General features: G+C 71.4%; 12 protein-coding genes and 1 pseudogene. 5 read left to right on the top strand and 8 right to left on the bottom strand.

Annotated features, from left to right (window positions below):
- Window positions 1-7 precede the first annotated feature (7 nt).
- From OG289_RS46435 to OG289_RS46420, 4 genes are read right to left on the bottom strand one after another with little or no spacing between them, the layout of a single operon-like run.
- Window positions 8-823 carry an STM4013/SEN3800 family hydrolase gene (locus OG289_RS46435; RefSeq protein WP_327321009.1) on the bottom strand — a complete coding sequence of 272 codons (816 nt, stop codon included), beginning with the start codon at window positions 821-823 and terminating at the stop codon, window positions 8-10.
- Window positions 824-830: 7 nt separating this feature from the next.
- Entirely contained in the window at window positions 831-1,964 is a 1,134-nt protein-coding gene (locus OG289_RS46430; RefSeq protein WP_327320042.1) for an STM4014 family protein, read from the bottom strand.
- Window positions 1,945-2,895, bottom strand: a complete 951-nt coding sequence (locus tag OG289_RS46425) for an STM4015 family protein (protein ID WP_442819132.1) — start codon at window positions 2,893-2,895, stop codon at window positions 1,945-1,947. Before OG289_RS46425 ends, OG289_RS46430 begins: the two co-directional genes overlap by 20 nt.
- Before the next feature lie 11 nt (window positions 2,896-2,906).
- Complete coding sequence (locus OG289_RS46420) at window positions 2,907-3,863, bottom strand: STM4015 family protein (RefSeq protein ID WP_327320040.1); 957 nt, start codon at window positions 3,861-3,863, stop codon at window positions 2,907-2,909.
- A gap of 175 nt (window positions 3,864-4,038) precedes the next feature.
- On the opposite strand from OG289_RS46420, the gene OG289_RS46415 reads away from it, so the two are divergent.
- Window positions 4,039-4,365 (top strand): hypothetical protein, encoded by a 327-nt coding sequence (locus OG289_RS46415; protein ID WP_327321008.1) that lies wholly within the window; start codon window positions 4,039-4,041, stop codon window positions 4,363-4,365.
- 49 nt (window positions 4,366-4,414) lie between these two features.
- Entirely contained in the window at window positions 4,415-5,467 is a 1,053-nt protein-coding gene (locus OG289_RS46410) for a DUF6745 domain-containing protein (protein ID WP_327321007.1), read from the top strand.
- A 24-nt stretch (window positions 5,468-5,491) separates the two neighbouring features.
- Here OG289_RS46410 and OG289_RS46405 read toward each other — a convergent pair whose 3' ends face one another.
- Together OG289_RS46405 and OG289_RS46400 are read right to left on the bottom strand one after the other, a co-directional pair.
- Window positions 5,492-6,214, bottom strand: a complete 723-nt coding sequence (locus tag OG289_RS46405) for an FAD binding domain-containing protein (protein WP_327320039.1) — start codon at window positions 6,212-6,214, stop codon at window positions 5,492-5,494.
- Window positions 6,215-6,351: 137 nt separating this feature from the next.
- Window positions 6,352-7,464 (bottom strand): M23 family metallopeptidase, encoded by a 1,113-nt coding sequence (locus OG289_RS46400; RefSeq protein WP_327320038.1) that lies wholly within the window; start codon window positions 7,462-7,464, stop codon window positions 6,352-6,354.
- Between the two features lie 247 nt (window positions 7,465-7,711).
- On the opposite strand from OG289_RS46400, the gene OG289_RS46395 reads away from it, so the two are divergent.
- Window positions 7,712-8,680: an STM4015 family protein gene (locus OG289_RS46395; protein ID WP_327320037.1), complete on the top strand. Its 969-nt coding sequence runs from the start codon at window positions 7,712-7,714 to the stop codon at window positions 8,678-8,680.
- A gap of 20 nt (window positions 8,681-8,700) precedes the next feature.
- Here the strand turns inward: OG289_RS46395 and OG289_RS46390 are convergent, their stop codons facing one another.
- A complete protein-coding gene (locus OG289_RS46390) occupies window positions 8,701-12,075 on the bottom strand; it encodes a pyruvate carboxylase (protein WP_327320036.1) in 3,375 nt (1,124 codons plus the stop codon).
- Between the two features lie 134 nt (window positions 12,076-12,209).
- Window positions 12,210-13,386: pseudogene (locus OG289_RS46385) on the bottom strand (FAD-binding protein).
- A 28-nt stretch (window positions 13,387-13,414) separates the two neighbouring features.
- Here OG289_RS46385 and OG289_RS46380 point away from each other — a divergent pair.
- Both OG289_RS46380 and OG289_RS46375 read left to right on the top strand, forming a co-directional pair.
- On the top strand, window positions 13,415-13,990 hold the full coding sequence (locus OG289_RS46380) for a helix-turn-helix domain-containing protein (protein ID WP_327320035.1): 576 nt from the start codon (window positions 13,415-13,417) through the stop codon (window positions 13,988-13,990).
- Entirely contained in the window at window positions 13,980-19,166 is a 5,187-nt protein-coding gene (locus tag OG289_RS46375; RefSeq protein ID WP_327320034.1) for a family 43 glycosylhydrolase, read from the top strand. Before OG289_RS46380 ends, OG289_RS46375 begins: the two co-directional genes overlap by 11 nt.
- Window positions 19,167-19,211: the final 45 nt, after the last annotated feature.

Below are 19,211 nucleotides of genomic sequence, written 5' to 3'. Positions count from 1 at the left end.
GGCGGCCTTAAGTCGGACGGGGTGCGGGGTCGAGGAAGAAGTGGGCGTACGGCACGGTCCACACGGACTCGTGGCCGAGGCGGTGGCCGGTGTAGCCGTCGTCGCCGTAGGCGGTGCCGTGGTCGGAGCAGACGATCGCGAAGCAGCGGCGCCTGCTGCTCGCGGCGGCGAACAGCCTGCCGATGTGCCGGTCCACGTACTCCAGCGCGGCGGCGTGCGTCTCACGGCTGTCGCCTGTGTCGCGGGTCGCGCCGGGCAGGTGGAACCAGTTCGGCTGGTGCAGGGCGGAGACGTTGACGAAGAGGAACAGCCGCTGTTCGTCCGGGAGTTGGCGTACGACGCGCTCGGCGCGGGCAACCTGGTTCTCGAAGGAGTGGGGCGAGGTGACGCCGAACTCCGGTGCCCAGTGGGACTCGTGGAAGAGGCCGGGCAGCACCGAGCCCAGCGGACCCTGCTTGTTGAAGAAGCCGACTCCCCCGATGCACACGGTGTGGTAGCCGTTCTCGGCCAGGCCGGAGACGAGGTCGGGGGTGTCGTAGACGTAGGTGCCGTCGGCGGTGGTCTCGCTGCCCGCGAAGCTCGCCGCGAAGAGGCGCGGATGCGGTCCGGGGGCGGCCGGGGTAGGCAGGAAGCCGGCGAAGATCGCCTGGTGGGAGGCGTAGGTGAAGCTGCCCGGGGCGTGCCGCTTCTCCCATCGGCCGCCGGGGAGGTGGCGGGCCAGGTTCGGGATGCGGCCTGCCGCCGCCAGTTCTTCGGCGACGTCGTGGCGCAGGGTGTCGAGCGTGACGAGGAGGAGGTCGTGGCTGCCCACGGTCTCGTTCATGTCCGGCTCAGGCATGCGGTGTTCCTGTTCTGTGCTGGGCGACGTCGCGCAGGACGGCGGCCACCTGGGTGGCGTAGGTGTCGAGGCCCTCCGCGCCGCTGCCGGGCAGGCCGGTGAGGCGGGGCAGCAGGTCGCCGAAGGCGTTGACCTCGCCGATCGCGGCTCTGCGCCAGCCGACGGCCGGCAGCAGGTCGACGCCGACGCAGAGGGTGCGCGGGAAACATGCCGCGGCCTGCTCGCACACGCCCAGCAGGTCGGCCCAGCGGGCGCCCGCCGCCTCGACGGCCTCCCGGGCGGTGTCCAGGTCGCCCCGCCGGCCGCCGAGGTGGAGGTTGGTCAGGGGCGAGCGGCTGGTGCGGACCACCGCGTGGGTGGCGCGGCCGGCCACCACGACGACCCTGAGGTCGGTGGCCCGGCCGTCCTGGGACGCCTTCGGCAGCCAGCGTTCGAGGTGCAGTCCGTCCGGGGCGAGCGCGTCGACGATGGCCGCGATGTCCTGCTCGCCTTCGTAGCGGCGCACCTTGAGGGAGTTGTACAGGCTGCCGTCGGCGGTGAGTTCGACGGAGGTGGTGGCTCGGATACGGCCGCCGCCGCCCGACTCGACGGCGAGGACGCCCGACGCCGACGATCCGTGCGCCGGTTTCACGAACAGCCGGGGCATCCGGTGCTCCCGCATCAGCGCCCGTACGTCGTCCCAGCCGCGCACCGGCGCGCCCTGCGGGCCCGAGGTGGGTGAGGCGGGAACGGGGACGTCCGCCGCGTCGAGGACGGCGTGGCAGAGCCGTTTGTCGAACAGCACGGCCAACTCGTCCGGGTCGTCGAGACGGACACCGCCGCGCAGTCCGCGCACCGCGGCGACGAGGCCGGCGTACCAGCGGGCCGAGCCCTCGACCCGGGTCGGGTCCTGGGCTCCGCGCAGCATCCGGTCGACCTCGGCGTTCTCACCGGGTGAGTCGATCCGGACGACCTCGTCGGCGGCGAAGTCGGCTCCCTGGTCACGGAGTACGTACGTCCAGGGGACGACGCGCGGGGCGGGCAGACCGGCCGCGCGCACCGCGTCCTCGAAGAGGGCGACCCTGCGGTTCCCGGGGTTGCCGACCACCGCGAAACGCGGCCCCAGGTCACTCGCCGACGGCGACATAACGTGCCCCCGTGTAGTGCCCGCGCCGTTGCACCGGGGTGAGGACGAGGTCGACTCCGTGCGGCTCCAGCGTCTCGCGCAGGCGCTGGACGAGTGCGTCGCTCAGGTAGTGGTGACGCAGGTTCAGGGCGCGAAGGTGCGTCAGCGGCTGACCGGACAGGAGCGCGGCGCCTCCCTCGTCACCCAGGGTGCCCAGGCTGAGGTCGAGGCTCTCCAGGCCCGCGACGACCGGTGCGGCGGCCACCGCGGCGGCGACGGCGTCCTGGATGTCACTGTTCTTCAGGCCGAGGTGGCGCAGTTCGGGGCTGTGGGCACCCAGGGCGGTGAGGAGCGGCGGGATGTCCTCGGGGGTGCACTCACCGCCGAAATCGGGGGTGCCCAGCCACAGCTCCAGGTGACGCAGGGCGGGGAACTCGCAGGCGGCCAGGGCCCGTACAGGGGCCTGGGGCAGACCGCCGGACTCGATCCGCAGGGTGCGCAGCCGGTCGTGGCGCAGCGGCTCGATCACCAGGTCCTCCCCTCCGCGCACCCCCAGTTCCTCCAAGAGGGGCCACGCGCGCAGGGCGCGGGTGACCTCGCCCTGTTTGATCCAGGAGATCTCCGTCTGCTCGGACTCGACGTCCGCGAGGAACAGGGCGCGCAGGTTCGGCAGACGCCGGGCGTGCGCGGTGAGGAGGTCCAGGGCGAAGTCGATGCCCCGTTCGGTCCGCCTCTCCCACCACATGCCGACGACGAGGGCGGTGACCTCCTCGGTGTCGACCGCCTCGAGGAAGCGCCCCCACAGCGGTTCGAAGTCCAGGTCCCACTCGGCGCTCAGCCGCCAGGCGACCGAGCCCGGCTCGGGCAGGGCCCGGGTGTGGTCGCCCTCGGCGCCGAAGGTGTGCACGGGCAGACCATGGAACTCTTCGAGATGGGAAGGGTAGTAGCGCATGGAGGTGGTGCTCACTCCCCCACGGCGACGTAGCGCCACACCGTGCCGTCGTCGTCCGCGTCCTCCTCGGCGTCGCCGCGGTCGAGGTTCACCTCGACTCCGCCGGGCTCCAGAGTCTGCCGGACGCGCTCCTGGAGTGCCTCGGTCAGGTAGTGGTGGTGCAGGTCGAGCTTCTTGAGGTGGGTGAGCGGCTGGCCGCCGAGCAGGGCGGCCGCGCCCTCGTCGGTCAGGACGCCCATGGAGAGGTCCAGCACCTCCAGCCGGGCCACGACCGGGGCGGACGCGACCGCGGCGGCCACGGCGTCCTGCATCTCGCTGTTGCGCAGGGCCAGGTGGCGCAGGTTCGGCAGGCGGGCGCCGGACAGGAGGGGCTCCAGGTCGGCGGCCTCGCTGTCGCCGCCGTAGTCGGGGGTGCCGAGCCACAGGTCGAGGTGCTCCAGCGCGGGCAGGTCGCTGCCGCCGACTCCGCGCACCACCTCCGCGGGCAGTCCGCCCGTCTCGATGACGAGCCTGCGCAGCGCGCCGTGGCTCAGGGCGGGGAAGCTCAGCCCGGATCCGCCGCGCACACCGAACTCCTCGAGCGCGGGGAACGCGGCCAGGAGGGGGGTGACGTCGGTCTGGTTGATCCAGGAGATCTCGCACTCCTCCCCCACCATGTCGCCCAGGAACACGGCCCGCAGGGCCGGGAAGCGGTCCCGGGCGGCCACCAGTGCCTCGATGACGGCGGCGGAGTCGTCCTCGTACGCCTCCTCCCAGGCTCCGACGATCAGGGCCTTCACTCGGGTGGTGTCGACTGCGGCGCAGAAACGGGCGAACGCCGCCGTCCAGCCCTCGCCCGCGTCGTAGACGTCGCTGGTGATCCGCCAGGCCGGCGCGTCCGGTTCGACCGGGCGGGGATTGTTGCCGGGGCGGGGGAAGGTGTAGGCGGGCAGCCCGTACAACACGTCGAGGTGGTGGCCGATGGTCATGCGGCTGCTCCTGAGGAGAAAAGGTGTGCGGTCCGTGATGTGTCCGCAGTTCTACCAACAGGCACTGACAACGCCCCTCGGCGGGGCCCTCGGTTCGGGGGCGTTGTCAGTGGTGGCCCGTACGGTCTTCGTCATGAGGCCGGTGCCCGGTGCGCCCGGCGAAGAGGGGAGAGCCGTGTACCGGCAGGGAGACGTGCTGATCGTGCCCGTCACGGAGGAGGCGGTGCCGCCGCACGTGGCGGTCGCGCCGAAGGAGCGGCGGGACGGGCGGGGCCGGCTCGTGCTGGCGCTGGGCGAGGTCACCGGGCACGCCCACGCGGTGGTGGGCCCGGGTGATCTGGTACGTGAGCCCGGACCGTTCGGTCCGCTGTTGCTGCACCTGCCCCAGGGCGGCCGGGTGGTCCACGAGGAGCATGCGGCGATCGCGTTGCCGAAGGGGTGGTACCGGGTGATCCGGCAGCGGGAGTACGTGCCCGGATCCGTGCGGATCGTCGCGGACTGAGCAGAGGGTGACGGAGGGGCAGTTGACGACGACAGAGTTTCCCGAGGCCGTGGCGGACAACCCCGCGGCTGTGGTGGAGGGCGCGTCCTCCGACGACGTCGGTGACTGGCGCGCCTGTGCCGCGGTGACCGCGCCCGCCGACCGCGCGGCCGCCGAGGACGGCGTGCGCCGGGCCTACCGGCAGGCCGGTCTGCCGGGCCCGGAGCGTGTGGTGTGGGCCGGTTCACCGCGTGAGGCGGTCACGCTGGTCCGGGACCTGGCGGGCAAGGGCGCCAGTGTCCGTGAGGCGGTCCGCAGCGCCCCGTGGGCCCGCGAACGGCACCGCCTGCACACGGAGTTGGGCCCGGCGGGCTGGGCGGCGCACTGGGCGGCGACCGGTGGGCGCCTGTGGGAGTCGACGCAGGCGCTCGTGGACCGGATCCGGGCCGGGGTGCTGGAGGATCTGGCCGACATGGAGAGGGGCGGCTCCGCCGCCGAGGCGGAGCTCCGGCTGGTTCTGCTGGACGCCGTGCTCGGCCAGCACGACGCGCCGTGGCTCGCCGCGTTCCCGACGGACGCGGGCCCGCTCGAAGGGCTGGCGGCCGTGAGCCGCAGCGCCGGCTGGTGGTGGCCGTTCGCGCACGTGGCGGTGGTGTGCGAACGGCCCGTCGCCCTGCACCGGGACGAGGCGGGCCGGCTCGACCACGGGGACGGCCCGGCGCTGGCCTACCCCGACGGATTCGCCCTGTACGCCTGGCGCGGCATGCCGGTGCCGGCCGATTTCCTCGCGGAACTGCCGGCGCTGACGCCGGAACGGATCCGGGCCGAGGAGAACGCCGAACTGCGCCGGGTCATGCTGGAGTACTACGGCTACGACCGCTATCTGGCGGACTGCGGAGCACAGCACGTCCACCGGGACGAGACCGGCACCCTGTGGCGGATCGACCTCCCGGACGACGAGCCCGTCGTCATGGTGGAGGTCCTCAACTCCACGCCGGAGCCGGACGGGACCCGGCGTACCTACTGGCTGCGGGTACCGCCGACGACTCTGACGGCGAGACAGGGCGTCGCCTGGACGTTCGGGCTCCACCCCGACGTGTACGCGCCCGTGCGGGAGACGTGACCCGGAAGGTCCCGCGGGCGGACCTCAGGCGCCGGTGGCGCGGGCCAGCACGTCGGTGACCTCGGCGCGGACCGCGTCCCGGGCCGTGGCGGACAGGGCGCCCAGGTCCGTGCCCGCCAGGGCCTCAAGGACCTGATCGGCGTCGGCGTCGTAGGACGTGCTCTCGCTGAGCACCTCGTAGCCGTCGCGCACCGCCACGCGCAGGTGGCCGGGGGCGTCGCCGTCGGCGTTCACCGCGGCGGCGACGACGAGGGGCGGCGGGCCGCCCGCGTCGCCCTCCAGCTTGCGATAACCACTGGCCAGGGGTGTGCGCCAGCGCAGGGCGAGCAGCACATGACGCTTCGCCAGCAGCTCGGTCAGGTCGGTTTCGTACACGCCCTCGGGTTCCAGGACGACGGCCTTGGCGTCGAGGACGAGCGCGGCCGGGAGCAGGCAGCGCAGGGTGCTGCCGACGATGTTGCCGCCGACCGTGGCCGCCCGGCGCACCGCGCCCGTGCCCACGCCGGAGGCCGCCCGGTGCAGTACCTCGGGTACGGTCGCGTCGACACGGTGCAGCAGCACGGCTCCGCCGAGTTCCTCCGGGCCGACCGTGTTGGCCTCCGGCAGGTTGCGCAGCGACACGGCCTGCTCGGGAAAGCCGTCGCGCTGCCAGCCGGCCCACACCAGCGTGGCGCCGCCTACCGGTACCGCTCCCTCGGCCAGACACCGCTGTGCTTCGGATACGGAGGAGGGAAGACGCAACTGCACGACAACCGACCTGCCTTCCCTGGAGGTTCGTGGGGAGGAGACCGTGTCGCTCCCCCACGTGATCAATGGCAGAACGGATTCTGCCCAGGCGCGCGGGGGCGCATACAGGGCTCATGACTGCAACACGCTGCGCACCTTCAGCCGTTCAGCGCCAGCCAGGGCTGCGGGTCGGTGTAGGAGCCGTCGTAGATCACCTCGAAGTGCAGGTGGGGGCCGGTGGACAGGCCGGTGGAGCCGACCCTTCCGATCGGGGTTCCGGTCCGCACCGTCTGCCCGACGGTGACCTCGATGGCCGACAGATGGCTGTACGTCGTCTCCAGGCGTTTGCCGTCGATGCCGCCGTGGTCGACGACGACACGGTTGCCGTACGCCTTGGTCATGGCCGCGAACACGACCCGGCCGTCGCGGGCCGCGGACACCTGGGCGCCCTGGGGCGCTCCGAAGTCCACGCCGGTGTGGAGTTTGGTGACGCCGGTCAGGGGGTGCTGCCGCGAGCCGTAGGGGGAGGTGATGGTGAGAGTGGTGACGGGTGCCGCCAGGATCGCGTTCGCCTTCCCGCCGCCGCTGAAGTCCTCCCGGTCGAACGCCTCGTACCGCGTGAACAGGGCCTTCACCTCGGTGAGGTAGGTCTGCGCCCCGGCGGGCACCCGCCCGGCCTCGGTCACCGCGTCCGTGCCGACCGCGTACGCGGCGAGGGTGAGGTCCACGAGCTCGCCGGAGACGGTCCCCTCGGTCCTGAGGTCCGTGATCTTCCCGGCGAGGGAGCAGTCCTGCCGGCCCAGCGCCATGATGGCGTCGGCCGGATCGCGTGGCGAGGAACTGCCGTTGCCGTCGTCGTCCTTGCCCCAGGTCCGCCACTCGGCGGCCGTGAACGCGGCGATGCCCTGTTCGTCCGACGTCGTGGCGCTGTCGTCGTTCCAGCCGGACAGCTGGTCGATCTGGGCGGCGAGGAGGGACGGGGTGACGACGGTGCAGGCTTCGGCCGCCTTGCGGAGCCAAGGCCCGTACGTCTCGTCGACGCCGTCGGAGGCGGGCTGCTCCGGGCTCTCGCCGGGCGTCCAGTCCGACGGGAGGCCGCCGGTCAGGGCGAGGAACCCGGCCACCACCGACAGGGTGAGCAGGCCCGGCAGCACGAGCAGGGTGAAGGGGCCGGGACCGCGTCGGCGGGGGCGGGGCGCGGGCGGCTGCGGTCGGGGCGGGGTCGCCGGTTCGTCGGCCGGGCGGCTCTCGACGGCGTGCTCGTCGCTCACGCGGAGAGCTCCGGACGGGCCGTCACGAGCCGTTCCGGAAAGGTGCTGTTGTTCACGGCCGGACGTTAGCCCGCCGTCCGACCGACGTCACCGGACGCGGGGGCAGACCTCCTGTCCGCGAGGGCAGACCTGTCCACCGGCGCGCTGTCGTGGGCCCGGGCCTGTCGGAGGGCCTTGGTAGAAAGGGCCGCGCACGGGCCGGGACCCTGGTCGCCGGCTGCCGTCCCGCACGGAAGGCGCTCCTGCCTTGACCCTGGGTCACATATCGGAACTGCACGGCCTGCCGGTGTACGACTTCCCCCTGCCCGGGGAGAACGTCCCGGCCTTACCGGCGGCGGAGTCCGTCGCCTGGAGGCTCGTCCGGCACGAGAACGAACCGGAGGAGTTCGACGAGTGCTGGGACCACTTCCTGGACACCGTTGACCCTGCGCGCGTGCGGGCTCTGGTGCTGGGAGCGGGCGCCTACGGCTCCGAACTGGACGCCGGCGATCCCCACAGGACGGCCGAACTTCTCGAGGCCGCACGCGAGCGCCTCACAGGTCTGAAGGCCCTCTACCTCGCCGACCTCGAGTTCGGGGAAGCCGAACTCTCCTGGATCGTCCAGGGTGACGTGACTCCGATCCTGCACTCCTATCCGCGTCTCGAGGAACTCGCGGTACGCGGCTCCAACGGCGGCTTCGGCGGCGAACCGGGACTGCTGTTCACGCCCTTGCGCCACGAGCACCTTCGCACCCTCCGCTTCGAGAACGGCGGCCTGCCCGCCGAGGTGCCCCGCGGCCTCGCCGCCTCCGACCTGCCCGCCCTCGAGCACCTGGACCTGTGGCTGGGCGAGGAGTGGTACGGCCGCGACACCACGGTGGCCGACCTCGCGCCGATCCTGGACGGCTCCCGGCTGCCGGCGCTGCGCCGGCTGGGCCTGCAGAACGCCGACATCCAGGACGAGGTGGCCACCGCCGTCGCGTCGGCCCCGGTGGTGGCCCGGCTGACCGCCCTGCACCTGGGCCGCGGCACCCTGTCGGACACGGGCGCCGAGGCCCTGCTGAGCGGTCAGCCCCTGGTGCATCTCCAGGAGCTGGACCTGCACCACCACTTCCTGTCCGACGCGATGACGCAGCGGGTGCGGCAGACCCTGGAGCCCTACGGCGTGAAGGTCGACCTGTCCGGACAGGAGCACGCGGACGACGTGGGCGGCCGGTACGTGTCCGCGGGCGAGTGAGCGTCCGCGGGCCCATGACCTCAGCGCACCTCCACCAGCAGGTCACCACCCTCCACCTGCTGGATCCGGTTGATGGCCAGCCGTGACACCGTTCCGGCCTTCGGAGCGGTGATGGTGGCCTCCATCTTCATCGCCTCGATGGTGGCGATCGTCGCGCCGACCTCCACCTCGTCGCCCTCGGCGACCGCCAGGGTGACCACGCCGGCGAAGGGCGCGGCGACATGGCCGGGGTTGGTGCGGTCGGCCTTCTCGGTGACCGGGACGTCGGAGGCCGCCGCCTGGTCGCGGACCTGGATGGGCCGCAGCTGGCCGTTCAGGGACGACATGACGGTGCGCATGCCGCGCTCGTCCGCCTCACCGACGGCCTGCAACTCGATCAGAAGGCGGACACCCGGCTCGAGGTCGACGGAGTACTCCTTGCCCGGGCGCAGCCCGTAGAAGAAGTCCTTGCTGTCGAGGACGCTGGTGTCGCCGTAGGCCTGGCGGTGGGTTTCGAAGTCGCGCGTCGGGCCGGGGAAGAGGAGCCGGTTGAGGGTGCTGCGGGGGGTCTTCTCCAGGCCTTCGCGGTCCTCGGTGGTCAGCTCCTGCACGGGCTTGGCGTCGGCACGGCCCTGGAGCGCCTTGCTGCGGAACGGCTCGGGCCAGCCGCCGGGCGGGGTGCCGAGCTCACCGCGCAGGAAGCCGATGACGGAGTCGGGAATGTCGTACCGGTCGGGCGTCGCCTCGAAGTCCTGCGGGGACACTCCGGCGCCGACGAGGTGCAGGGCGAGGTCGCCGACCACCTTGGACGACGGGGTGACCTTCACCAGGCGGCCGAGGATGCCGTCGGCGGCGGCGTACATCGCCTCGATGTCCTCGAAGCGGTCGCCGAGGCCGAGGGCGACGGCCTGGGTGCGCAGGTTGGAGAGCTGTCCGCCGGGGATCTCGTGGTGGTAGACGCGCCCGGTCGGGGAGGCGAGGCCGGCTTCGAAGGGGGCGTAGATCCTGCGGACGCCCTCCCAGTAGGGCTCCAGGTCGCCGACGGCCTGGAGGTCGAGGCCGGTGGGCCGCTCGGAGTGGTCGGTGGCGGCGACGAGCGCCGACAGCGAGGGCTGGGAGGTCGTACCGGCCATGGAGGCCACGGCGCCGTCGACGGCGTCCGCGCCGGCCTGGATCGCGGCCAGATAGGTGGCGAGCTGGCCACCCGCGGTGTCGTGGGTGTGCAGGTGCACCGGCAGGTCGAACTCGCGGCGCAGCGCGGAGACCAGCTTGGCGGCGGCCGGGGCGCGCAGCAGGCCCGCCATGTCCTTGACGGCCAGGACATGCGCGCCCGCCTCGACGATCTGCTCGGCGAGACGCAGGTAGTAGTCGAGGGTGTAGAGCTGCTCCGCCGGGTCGGACAGGTCGGAGGTGTAGCAGAGCGCGACCTCGGCGATCGCCGTGCCCGTCTCGCGTACGGCGTCGATGGCGGGCCGCATCTGGCCGACGTCGTTGAGCGCGTCGAAGATGCGGAAGATGTCGATGCCGGTGGCGGCGGCCTCCTGCACGAAGGCGTCGGTCACCTCGGTCGGGTAGGGCGTGTAGCCCACGGTGTTGCGGCCGCGCAGCAGCATCTGGAGGCAGATGTTGGGGACGGCCTCGCGCAGGGCGGACAGCCGCTCCCAGGGGTCCTCGGCGAGGAAGCGCAGGGCGACGTCGTAGGTGGCGCCGCCCCAGCACTCCAGGGACAGCAGCTGGGGCAGCGTGCGGGCGACCAGCGGGGCCGAGGCGAGGAGGTCCTTGGTGCGGACACGGGTGGCGAGCAGGGACTGGTGGGCGTCGCGGAAGGTGGTGTCGGTGACACCGATGGTGGGCGACTCGCGCAGCCAGCGGGCGAAGCCCTCCGGGCCGAGGTGGACCAGCCGCTGACGGGAGCCCGCGGGCGGCTCGGTGTCCGGCAGCGGCGGCAGCTTGGTGGCCGGGGTGATCAGCTCGGGCCGCTCGCCGTGCGGCTTGTTGACCGTGACGTCGGCGAGGTAGGTCAGCAGCTTGGTGCCGCGGTCGGCCGAGGAGCGTGCGGTGAGCAGGTGCGGCCGCTGTTCGATGAACGACGTGGTGACGTGTCCGGCCTGGAAGTCGGGATCGTCGAGGACGGCCTGCAGGAACGGGATGTTGGTGGCCACGCCGCGGATGCGGAACTCGGCCACGGCGCGCCGGGCCCGTCCGATCGCGGTCTGGAAGTCCCGGCCCCGGCAGGTGAGTTTGACCAGCATGGAGTCGAAGTGGGCGCTGATCTCCGTCCCCGCGTGGGTGGTGCCGCCGTCGAGGCGGATGCCGGAGCCGCCCGGGGAGCGGTAGGCGCTGATGCGGCCGGTGTCCGGGCGGAAGCCGTTCGCGGGGTCCTCGGTGGTGATACGGCACTGCAGGGCCGCGCCGTGCAGGGTGACCGTCTCCTGCGACAGGCCGAGGTCCGCGAGGGTCTCGCCGGAGGCGATGCGCAGCTGGGCCTGGACGAGGTCGACGTCGGTGACCTCCTCGGTGACCGTGTGCTCGACCTGGATGCGCGGGTTCATCTCGATGAAGACGTGGTTGCCGGCGGGGTCGAGGAGGAACTCGACGGTGCCCGCGTTGCGGTAGCCGATCTGCCGGGCGAAGCGCACGGCGTCGGCGCAGATGCGGCTCCGCAGCTCCGGGTCCAGGTTCGGCGCGGGGGCGAGCTCGATGACCTTCTGGTGGCGGCGCTGGACCGAGCAGTCCCGCTCGAAGAGGTGGATGACGTTGCCCTCGCCGTCGGCGAGGATCTGCACCTCGATGTGGCGGGGGTCGACGACGGCCTTCTCCAGGAAGACGGTGGCGTCGCCGAACGCGGACGCCGCCTCGCGGGCCGCCGCCTCGATGGACTCGCGCAGCTGCGCGGGGTGCTCCACGCGCCGCATGCCGCGCCCGCCGCCGCCGGCGACCGCCTTGACGAACACGGGGAAGCCGATGTCGTCCGCGGCACGTACCAGTTCGTCGACGTCGCTGGACGGCGCCGAGGAGCCGAGCACGGGCACGCCCGCCTCGCGGGCGGCGGCTACGGCCCGGGCCTTGTTCCCGGTCAGTTCGAGGGTCCGCGCGTCGGGGCCGACGAACGTGATGCCCGCCTCCTCGCAGGCGCGGGCCAGTTCGGGGTTCTCGGAGAGGAAGCCGTAGCCCGGGTAGACGGCGTCGGCGCCCGCCCGGCGCGCGGCGGCGACGATCTCCTCGACGGAGAGGTAGGCGCGCACCGGGTGTCCCGGCTCGCCGATCTCGTAGGCCTCGTCGGCTTTCAGCCGGTGCAGTGAGTTGCGGTCCTCGTGCGGGAAGACGGCGACCGTGCGCGCGCCCAGCTCATAGCCGGCGCGAAACGCACGGATCGCGATCTCACCACGGTTGGCGACCAGCACCTTGCGGAACATCCTGGGACCCCTTCAGCCTGCCGGTGACGAGGACCATCGTGTCGGTGAGGGGCCGGGATGGCCATGTGAGGAGGGCCACTCACCGCGCGTGTCGCCCGATCGGACCGCCGGGTACCCGGGACCGCGGCCGGCGATCAGGTCTCGGTGGCCGCCGCTGCCGCCCTCCCCGCCCGGCGTCCGGGGAACAGGCAGCCGCCGAGGAAGGTGCCCTCCGGGGAACGGTAATCGTGGACTCCGCCGCCGCCGAACCCGGCGACCTCCCCGGCCGCGTACAGGCCTGGCACGGGGATCCCGGTGGCGTCCAGGACCCGGCCCAAGAGGTCGGTCTGCAGGCCGCCGAGGGGCTTTGCGGGTGAGGACGTCGAGGCGCACGGCGATCAGCGGCCCGGCGCTCGAGTCGAGGATCCGGTGGACGCAGGCCGTGCGGCTGAGCGTGTCGCCGGTGTGGTTCAGGGCGTTGCGGATGCCCATGACCTGCACGTCCTTGGTGTACGGGCTGTCGATCTCCCGGTCGCGGGCCTCGATCTGCCGCTTGAGGTCGGCGAGCTCGATCAGGTTGTCCCCGGTGAGCTTGTTCATGCCGGCGACCAGGTCGGTGAGCGTCGTGGCGACGACGAAGTCCTCGCCCTTGTTCTTGAACTTCTCGATCGGCTCCGGGGTCTGCCAGATCCTCGACAGCAGCTGCCAGACGTCCTTGTTGGTGAGGTCGGGGTTCTGTTCGGAGCCGGACAGCGCGAACTCCTTGGCGATGATCTTCTGGGTGGTGACGAACCAGGAGTAGTCGTAACCGGAGTCGGTGATCGTCTTGAGGGTGTGCAGGGTGTCGTAGCCCGGCATGTCGGGGGTGTTGAACAGCTGCCCCTCGGCGTCGAACCACATCGAGGAGGGGCCGGGGAGGATACGGATGCCGTGGCCGGGCCGGATCGGGTCGTATTTCCTGAGGCCCTCGGTGCAGTGCCACATCCGGTCCGGGTTGACGATGCGCCCGCCCGCCTTCTGCGTGATCGCCGGCATCCGGCCGTCGACGTGTGCGGGAACGCCCGTGGCCCACTGGTACGCCCAGTGGTCCTGGCCCTTGGGGTCGTCGACACCCCGGTCGAAACCGGCCGCGCCCCGCCAGTCCTGCCAGGCCAGGTCGTAGGTGTCCTTGACGCCCATCAGACGCTGTTCGTCGGAGTTGACGAAGAACAGGCCGCCGAAGGACCAGAACGCCTGCCCGCCGATGCTCGCCTCGGGCTCCTGGTCGAGGAGGAGCACCACGGCGGCGGTCGACGGCCACCTGGCCGGACTGTGCCCGCGGCCGCCCGGCACCGACGAACTCGCCCCGGACGCCCTCGTCGTGGTGGCACCCGCCGCTGCCCTGCCCGAACTGCCCTCGCTGTACCGGTTGTGCGTGCGCGCGCCGGACCTCGGCCGGGAGCAGGGGCTGCGCGGCCTGTACGACGTCACCCACTTCGCGGCCCGGCTCGCCCTGCCCGAACAGCCTTTGCTGGGGCCGCTGTTGAGCGACCGGCTCCTGGGCGTACTCGATCCGACGAACGACTTCCATCGTCAACTCGCGCTCACGGCGACGACGTTCCTCGACAACGGGCGCCGCCTGGACCAGACGGCCGCCGCGCTGTTCACCCATCCCAACACGGTCCGCTACCGGCTGTGCCGGCTCCGCCGGATCACCTCCACGTCCCTCACTGACGGTGATTCCGGCCCACTGGACGGACTCCACTGGTGGTGGGCGCTCACCTCGCGGCTGTCAACTCAGGGCCGAGCAGGGGCTGAGCACGGTCCTTGTTCTTCGAAAGTTCCGTTCGACTGGTCGGACATTGTTCGAGAAGTCTTGACGCGGCCATGTACACCGTTTGACACTCTCGCAACATCACGTCACACGGCTGAAACGGCGGTCCCCTATGACGCATAGAAAACGCTTCCGCGTCCGAGCGAGACGCGGAGCGGGACAACTCGCCGCGCTGACCGCCGTATCACTGCTCGTGGGGCTCGTCGGCACCACAACTCCCGTACAGGCGGCGGAGGTTGCCGACGTCTCCGAGGGTCTGGCCCTCTGGTACAAGCTCGACGCCACGTCCGGCACCACGGCGACCGACGCTTCCGGTCACGGCCGCGACGGCACGGTCAACGGCACCGCCGGGTGGTCGTCCACCGGCCAGGGCCTCGCCTTCAACGGCTCGGACACCTACATCAAGGTGCCGAACGACGTCATGAAGGGCATGGACGCGATCAGCGTCGCCATGGACGTGCGGATCGACGCCGGCCAGTCGACGCCGTACTTCCTCTACGGCTTCGGCAACTCCAGCGGAGGCAACGGCAACGGTTACCTGTTCACCACGGGCAACTCCCTGCGCACCTCGATCGCCACCGGCAACTGGTCGACGGAACAGACCACCAAGCCCGCCGACTCGCACAACCTGACCCGTTCGGTGTGGAAGCACCTCACCTACACGCAGTCCGGCACCACCGGTGTGCTGTACGAGGACGGCGTCGAGGTCGCCCGCAACACGTCCGTCACCATCACCCCCGGCGCCATCGGCTCCGGCATCACCACCGCCAACTACATCGGCAAGTCGGTCTACTCCGGCGACAAGCTCTTCAAGGGCGACATCCGCGACTTCCGCGTGTACGACCGCGCGCTGGCCGCCGCCGACGTGGAGCAGCTCGCCCTCCCCGTGGCCACGCAGGGTGTCGCCGACGACAAGGCCGCACTGGACCTCGGTGACACCGACGCCGTCACCGCCGACCTGGACCTGCCGAAGACCGGCACGGCCGGCGGCTCCGCGATCAGCTGGGCCAGCGACAACACCGCCGTGGTGTCGGACGCCGGCAAGGTGACCCGTCCCGCCGCGGGCGAACCGGACGCCCACGCCACGCTCACGGCGACCCTCAAGAAGGGCACGGTCACCGCCACCAAGTCCTTCGACGTCACCGTCCTGGCGGCCTTCGACGACGCGACCGCGACCCGCCAGGCCGCCGAGGCGCTCGAGGTGCACAACCTCGACGACGTACGCGGCAACCTCAGCCTCCCGGCGACCGGTTCCTACGGCACCGCCGTCACCTGGACCTCCGCACGCGAGGACGTCGTGTCCGCCGACGGCGTGGTCCACCGCCCCGCGCACGGCACCGGCGCCACCACGGTCGACCTGACCGCGACCGTCACCAAGGGCACGGCGCAGGCGACCCGCACGTTCACCGCGAAGGTCCCCGAACTCCCGGCGAAGGAAGCCCTCAAGGGCTACATGTTCAGCTACTTCACCGGCGAGGGCACCGCGGACGGCGAGCAGCTCTACGCCGCGCTGAGCAAGGGCAACGACCCGCTGAAGTGGCGGGAGCTGAACGACGGCAAGCCCGTCCTGACCTCCACGCTCGGCGAGAAGGGCCTGCGCGACCCCTTCATCATCCGCTCCCCCGAGGGCGACAAGTTCTACCAGATCGCCACCGACCTGAGGATCTACGGCAACGGCGACTGGGACGCCTCACAGCGCACCGGCAGCAAGTCCATCATGGTCTGGGAGTCCACCGACCTCGTCCACTGGACGAACCAGCGCCTGGTGCAGGTGTCCCCCGACAGCGCCGGCAACACCTGGGCCCCGGAGGCGTACTACGACTCCGACCTCGGCGAGTACGTCGTCTTCTGGGCGTCGAAGCTGTACGACAACGCCTCGCACTCCGGCGACACCTACAACCGGATGATGTACGCCACCACCCGCGACTTCTACACGTTCAGCGAGCCCAAGGTCTGGATCGATCGCGGTTACTCGGTCATCGACTCCACGGTCATCCAGCACGACGGCACCTACTTCCGCCTGTCGAAGGACGAGCGCAACAACACCTCCTCGACGCCCAACAGCAAGTTCATCTTCGAGGAGAAGAGCGACTCGCTGCTGAACCTCTCCTGGAACGCGGTCGCCGAGGGCATCGGCAAGGGCGCGATGAACGCGGCCGAGGGGCCGCTGGTGTTCAAGTCCAACACCGAGGAGAAGTGGTACGCCTTCCTCGACGAGTTCGGCGGTCGCGGCTACATCCCCTTCGAGACGACGGACCTCGCCTCCGGCACCTGGACCCCGGCCACCGGCTACGACCTGCCGTCCAAGCCCCGCCATGGCACGGTCCTGCCGGTCACGCAGGCCGAGTACGACCGGCTGCTGCGCGCCTACCAGCCGGACCAACTGGTCGAGAGCGTCGAGGACGTGTCGGTGAAGACGCGGATCGGCGAGGCACCGGTGCTGCCCGCGACCGTGATCGCCACATACGCCGACGGCGTCAAGCGCCCGGTGGCCGTGACCTGGGACGACGTCCCGGCGTCGGCGTACGCGCAGGCCGGCACGTTCACGGTGACCGGAAGCCTTCCCGACGGCGCCGCGCTCCCCGTACAGGCCCGGGTGACGGTCTCCGAGGAGGGCGCCGACGTGCCCGCCGACCTGCTGCTGCACTACGGCTTCGACGAGACGTCCGGCAACATCGCCGTCGACTCCAGCGGCCACGGCTACCACGGCACCTACGTCCGCACGCCCGCCTTCGGCACCGGCGTGAACGGCGGCTCGTTCACGATGTCCGGCGACTCCGCCACGTCCCCCTACGTGAAGATCCCGAACGGCGTACTGAAGGGCGCCGACAGCGTCACCGTGTCGACATACGCGAAGTGGAAGGGCGGCAACAACTTCCAGTGGCTGTTCGGGCTCGGGCCCGACAGCAACAAGTACCTCTTCGCCACCCCCTCCAACGGCGGCTCCAGCCTCTACTCGGCGATCACGAAGGCCAGTTGGTCGGCGGAGTCGAAGCTGACGGCCGGCAAGCAGCTCACGCCCGGCGAGTGGCGCCACGTCACCGTCACCCTCGACGGCTCGACCGGCACGATGGTCCTCTACGTCGACGGCGTCGAGGCGGCCCGCACGACGACCACCATCAAGCCGTCCGAGCTCTACGACGCGAACAAGGACTACAGCGGCTACATCGGCCGTTCCCTGTACTCGGGCGACCCGTACTTCGGCGGCGAGGTCGACGACTTCCGGATCTACGGGCGGGCCCTCACGGCCGCCGAGGTGATGGAGCTCAGCGGCAACACGGCGGGCATCGCCCGGGCCACCGCCTCCGCGCTGAAGGTCGACGCGCTCATCGACGACGCCGGCAGCCGCATCACGCTCCCCGCGAAGGAGGGCACCGATCTCACCGGCCTGGCACCGGAGTTCACCCTCGCCCACGGCGCCGCGATCAGCCCCGCCTCGGGCAGTGTCCAGGACTTCAGCAAGCCGGTGACGTACGAGGTGACCGGCTCCGACGGCAAGAAGCGCACCTGGACGGTCTCCGCGCTCATCATGAAGAGCCCGGTGCTGCCGGGTCTGAACGCCGACCCGAACATCGTCCGCTTCGGCGACACCTTCTACATGTACCCGACGACCGACGGCTTCGAGGGCTGGAGCGGCACGCAGTTCAAGGCGTACTCGTCGACCGACCTGGTGCACTGGACGGACCACGGCGTCATCCTCGACCTGGGTCCCGACGTGAGCTGGGCGGACAGCAGGGCCTGGGCGCCGACCATCGCCGAGAAGGACGGCAAGTACTACTTCTACTTCTGCGCCGACGCGAACATCGGGGTCGCGGTCTCGGACTCGCCGACCGGTCCGTTCAAGGACGCCCTCGGACAGCCCCTGCTCAAGGCGGGCCAGTTGAGCGGCCAGATGATCGACCCGGCCGTGTTCACCGACGACGACGGCCAGTCGTACCTGTACTGGGGCAACGGGCACGCGTACGTGGTCCCGCTGAACGACGACATGGTCTCCTTCGACGCCTCGAAGGTCACCGACATCACCCCGAGCGGCTACAACGAGGGCACGTTCGTGGTGAAGCGCAAGGGCACCTACTACTTCATGTGGTCGGAGAACGACACCCGGGACGAGAACTACCGCGTCGCCTACGCCACCGGCCCCTCCCCCACCGGCCCCTGGACCAAGCGGGGCGTGATCCTGGAGAAGGACGCCTCGCTGGGCATCCTGGGCACCGGCCACCACTCGGTCGTCCAGGTTCCGGGCACGGACGACTGGTACATCGCCTACCACCGCTTCGCGATCCCCGGCGGTGACGGCATGCACCGGGAAACCACCATCGACAAGCTGGAGTTCGACGCCGACGGCCTGATCAAGAAGGTCGTGCCCACCCTCACGAGCGTCGACCCGGTCACCATCGTCCACGCCGGTGCGGACGCCAACGGCGTCGAGGGCTCCGCGATCGCCCTGACCGGCACGGTCTCCGGGGCGGGCGGCGCGCGGTGGACGGTCGAGCAGGGCGCGCCCTGCACGGTCGCGGACCCGGCCGCCGCCCGGACCACGGTCACCTGCACCGACGACGGTTCGTACACCCTCACCCTGACCGGCGGGCGCAGCACCGACACGGCGGTCGTCACCGTGACGAACGCGGCCCCGTCGATCACGGCCGCCACCGGCCCGTCGGGCCCGGTGTCGGTCGGCCGGCCCACGGCCGTCACCGCCCGGTTCGACGACCCGGGTGCCGGTGACACCCACACGTGCGTGGTCGACTGGAAGGACGGCGGCAAGCCGGTCTCCGGCACGGTCACCTCGTCCGGCTGCCGCGCGGAGCACACCTACGCCGCGGCGGGCATCCGGCGTCCGGTGATCACCGTCACCGACGACGACGGCGCCTCGGCCGACACGACACTCCCCGAGCTGATCGTGTACGACCGTGCCGCCGGGCCGGTGGTGGGCGCGGGTACCGTCGCTTCCCGGGTCGGGCTGAAGCTGACGGGCCGGGCGTCCTTCTCGCTCGCGGCCGCCTATCTGCCGGGTGCCACCGCCCCGGCCGGAGAGGTCACCTTCGACTCCAGGCCGGCCCACCTGAAGTTCCGCTCCACCGGACTCGACTGGCTCGTCGTCTCCGGCTCCACGGCCGTCCTCCAGGGATCCGGCACGGTGAACGGCAAGAGCGGCTACGGCTTCCGCGTCACTGCGACGGACAGCCCGGACACCTTCCTCATCAAGATCTGGAAGAAGTCCGGCGGGGAGGTGGTCTACAGCAGTGGCGCCCCGGCGAAGGTCACCGGTGTCCTCACGGTCGGCTACCGGCACCGGTAGTACAACTGCCTGGCCCTTGATCCGGCCGGGCGGTTAAGGTCATGG

It is taken from the genome of Streptomyces sp. NBC_01235 (assembly GCF_035989285.1).
Taxonomy (GTDB): Bacteria; Actinomycetota; Actinomycetes; order Streptomycetales; family Streptomycetaceae; genus Streptomyces.
Note: the sequence above shows the minus strand (reverse complement) of the source record. Positions and strands in the feature narration are given on the sequence as shown.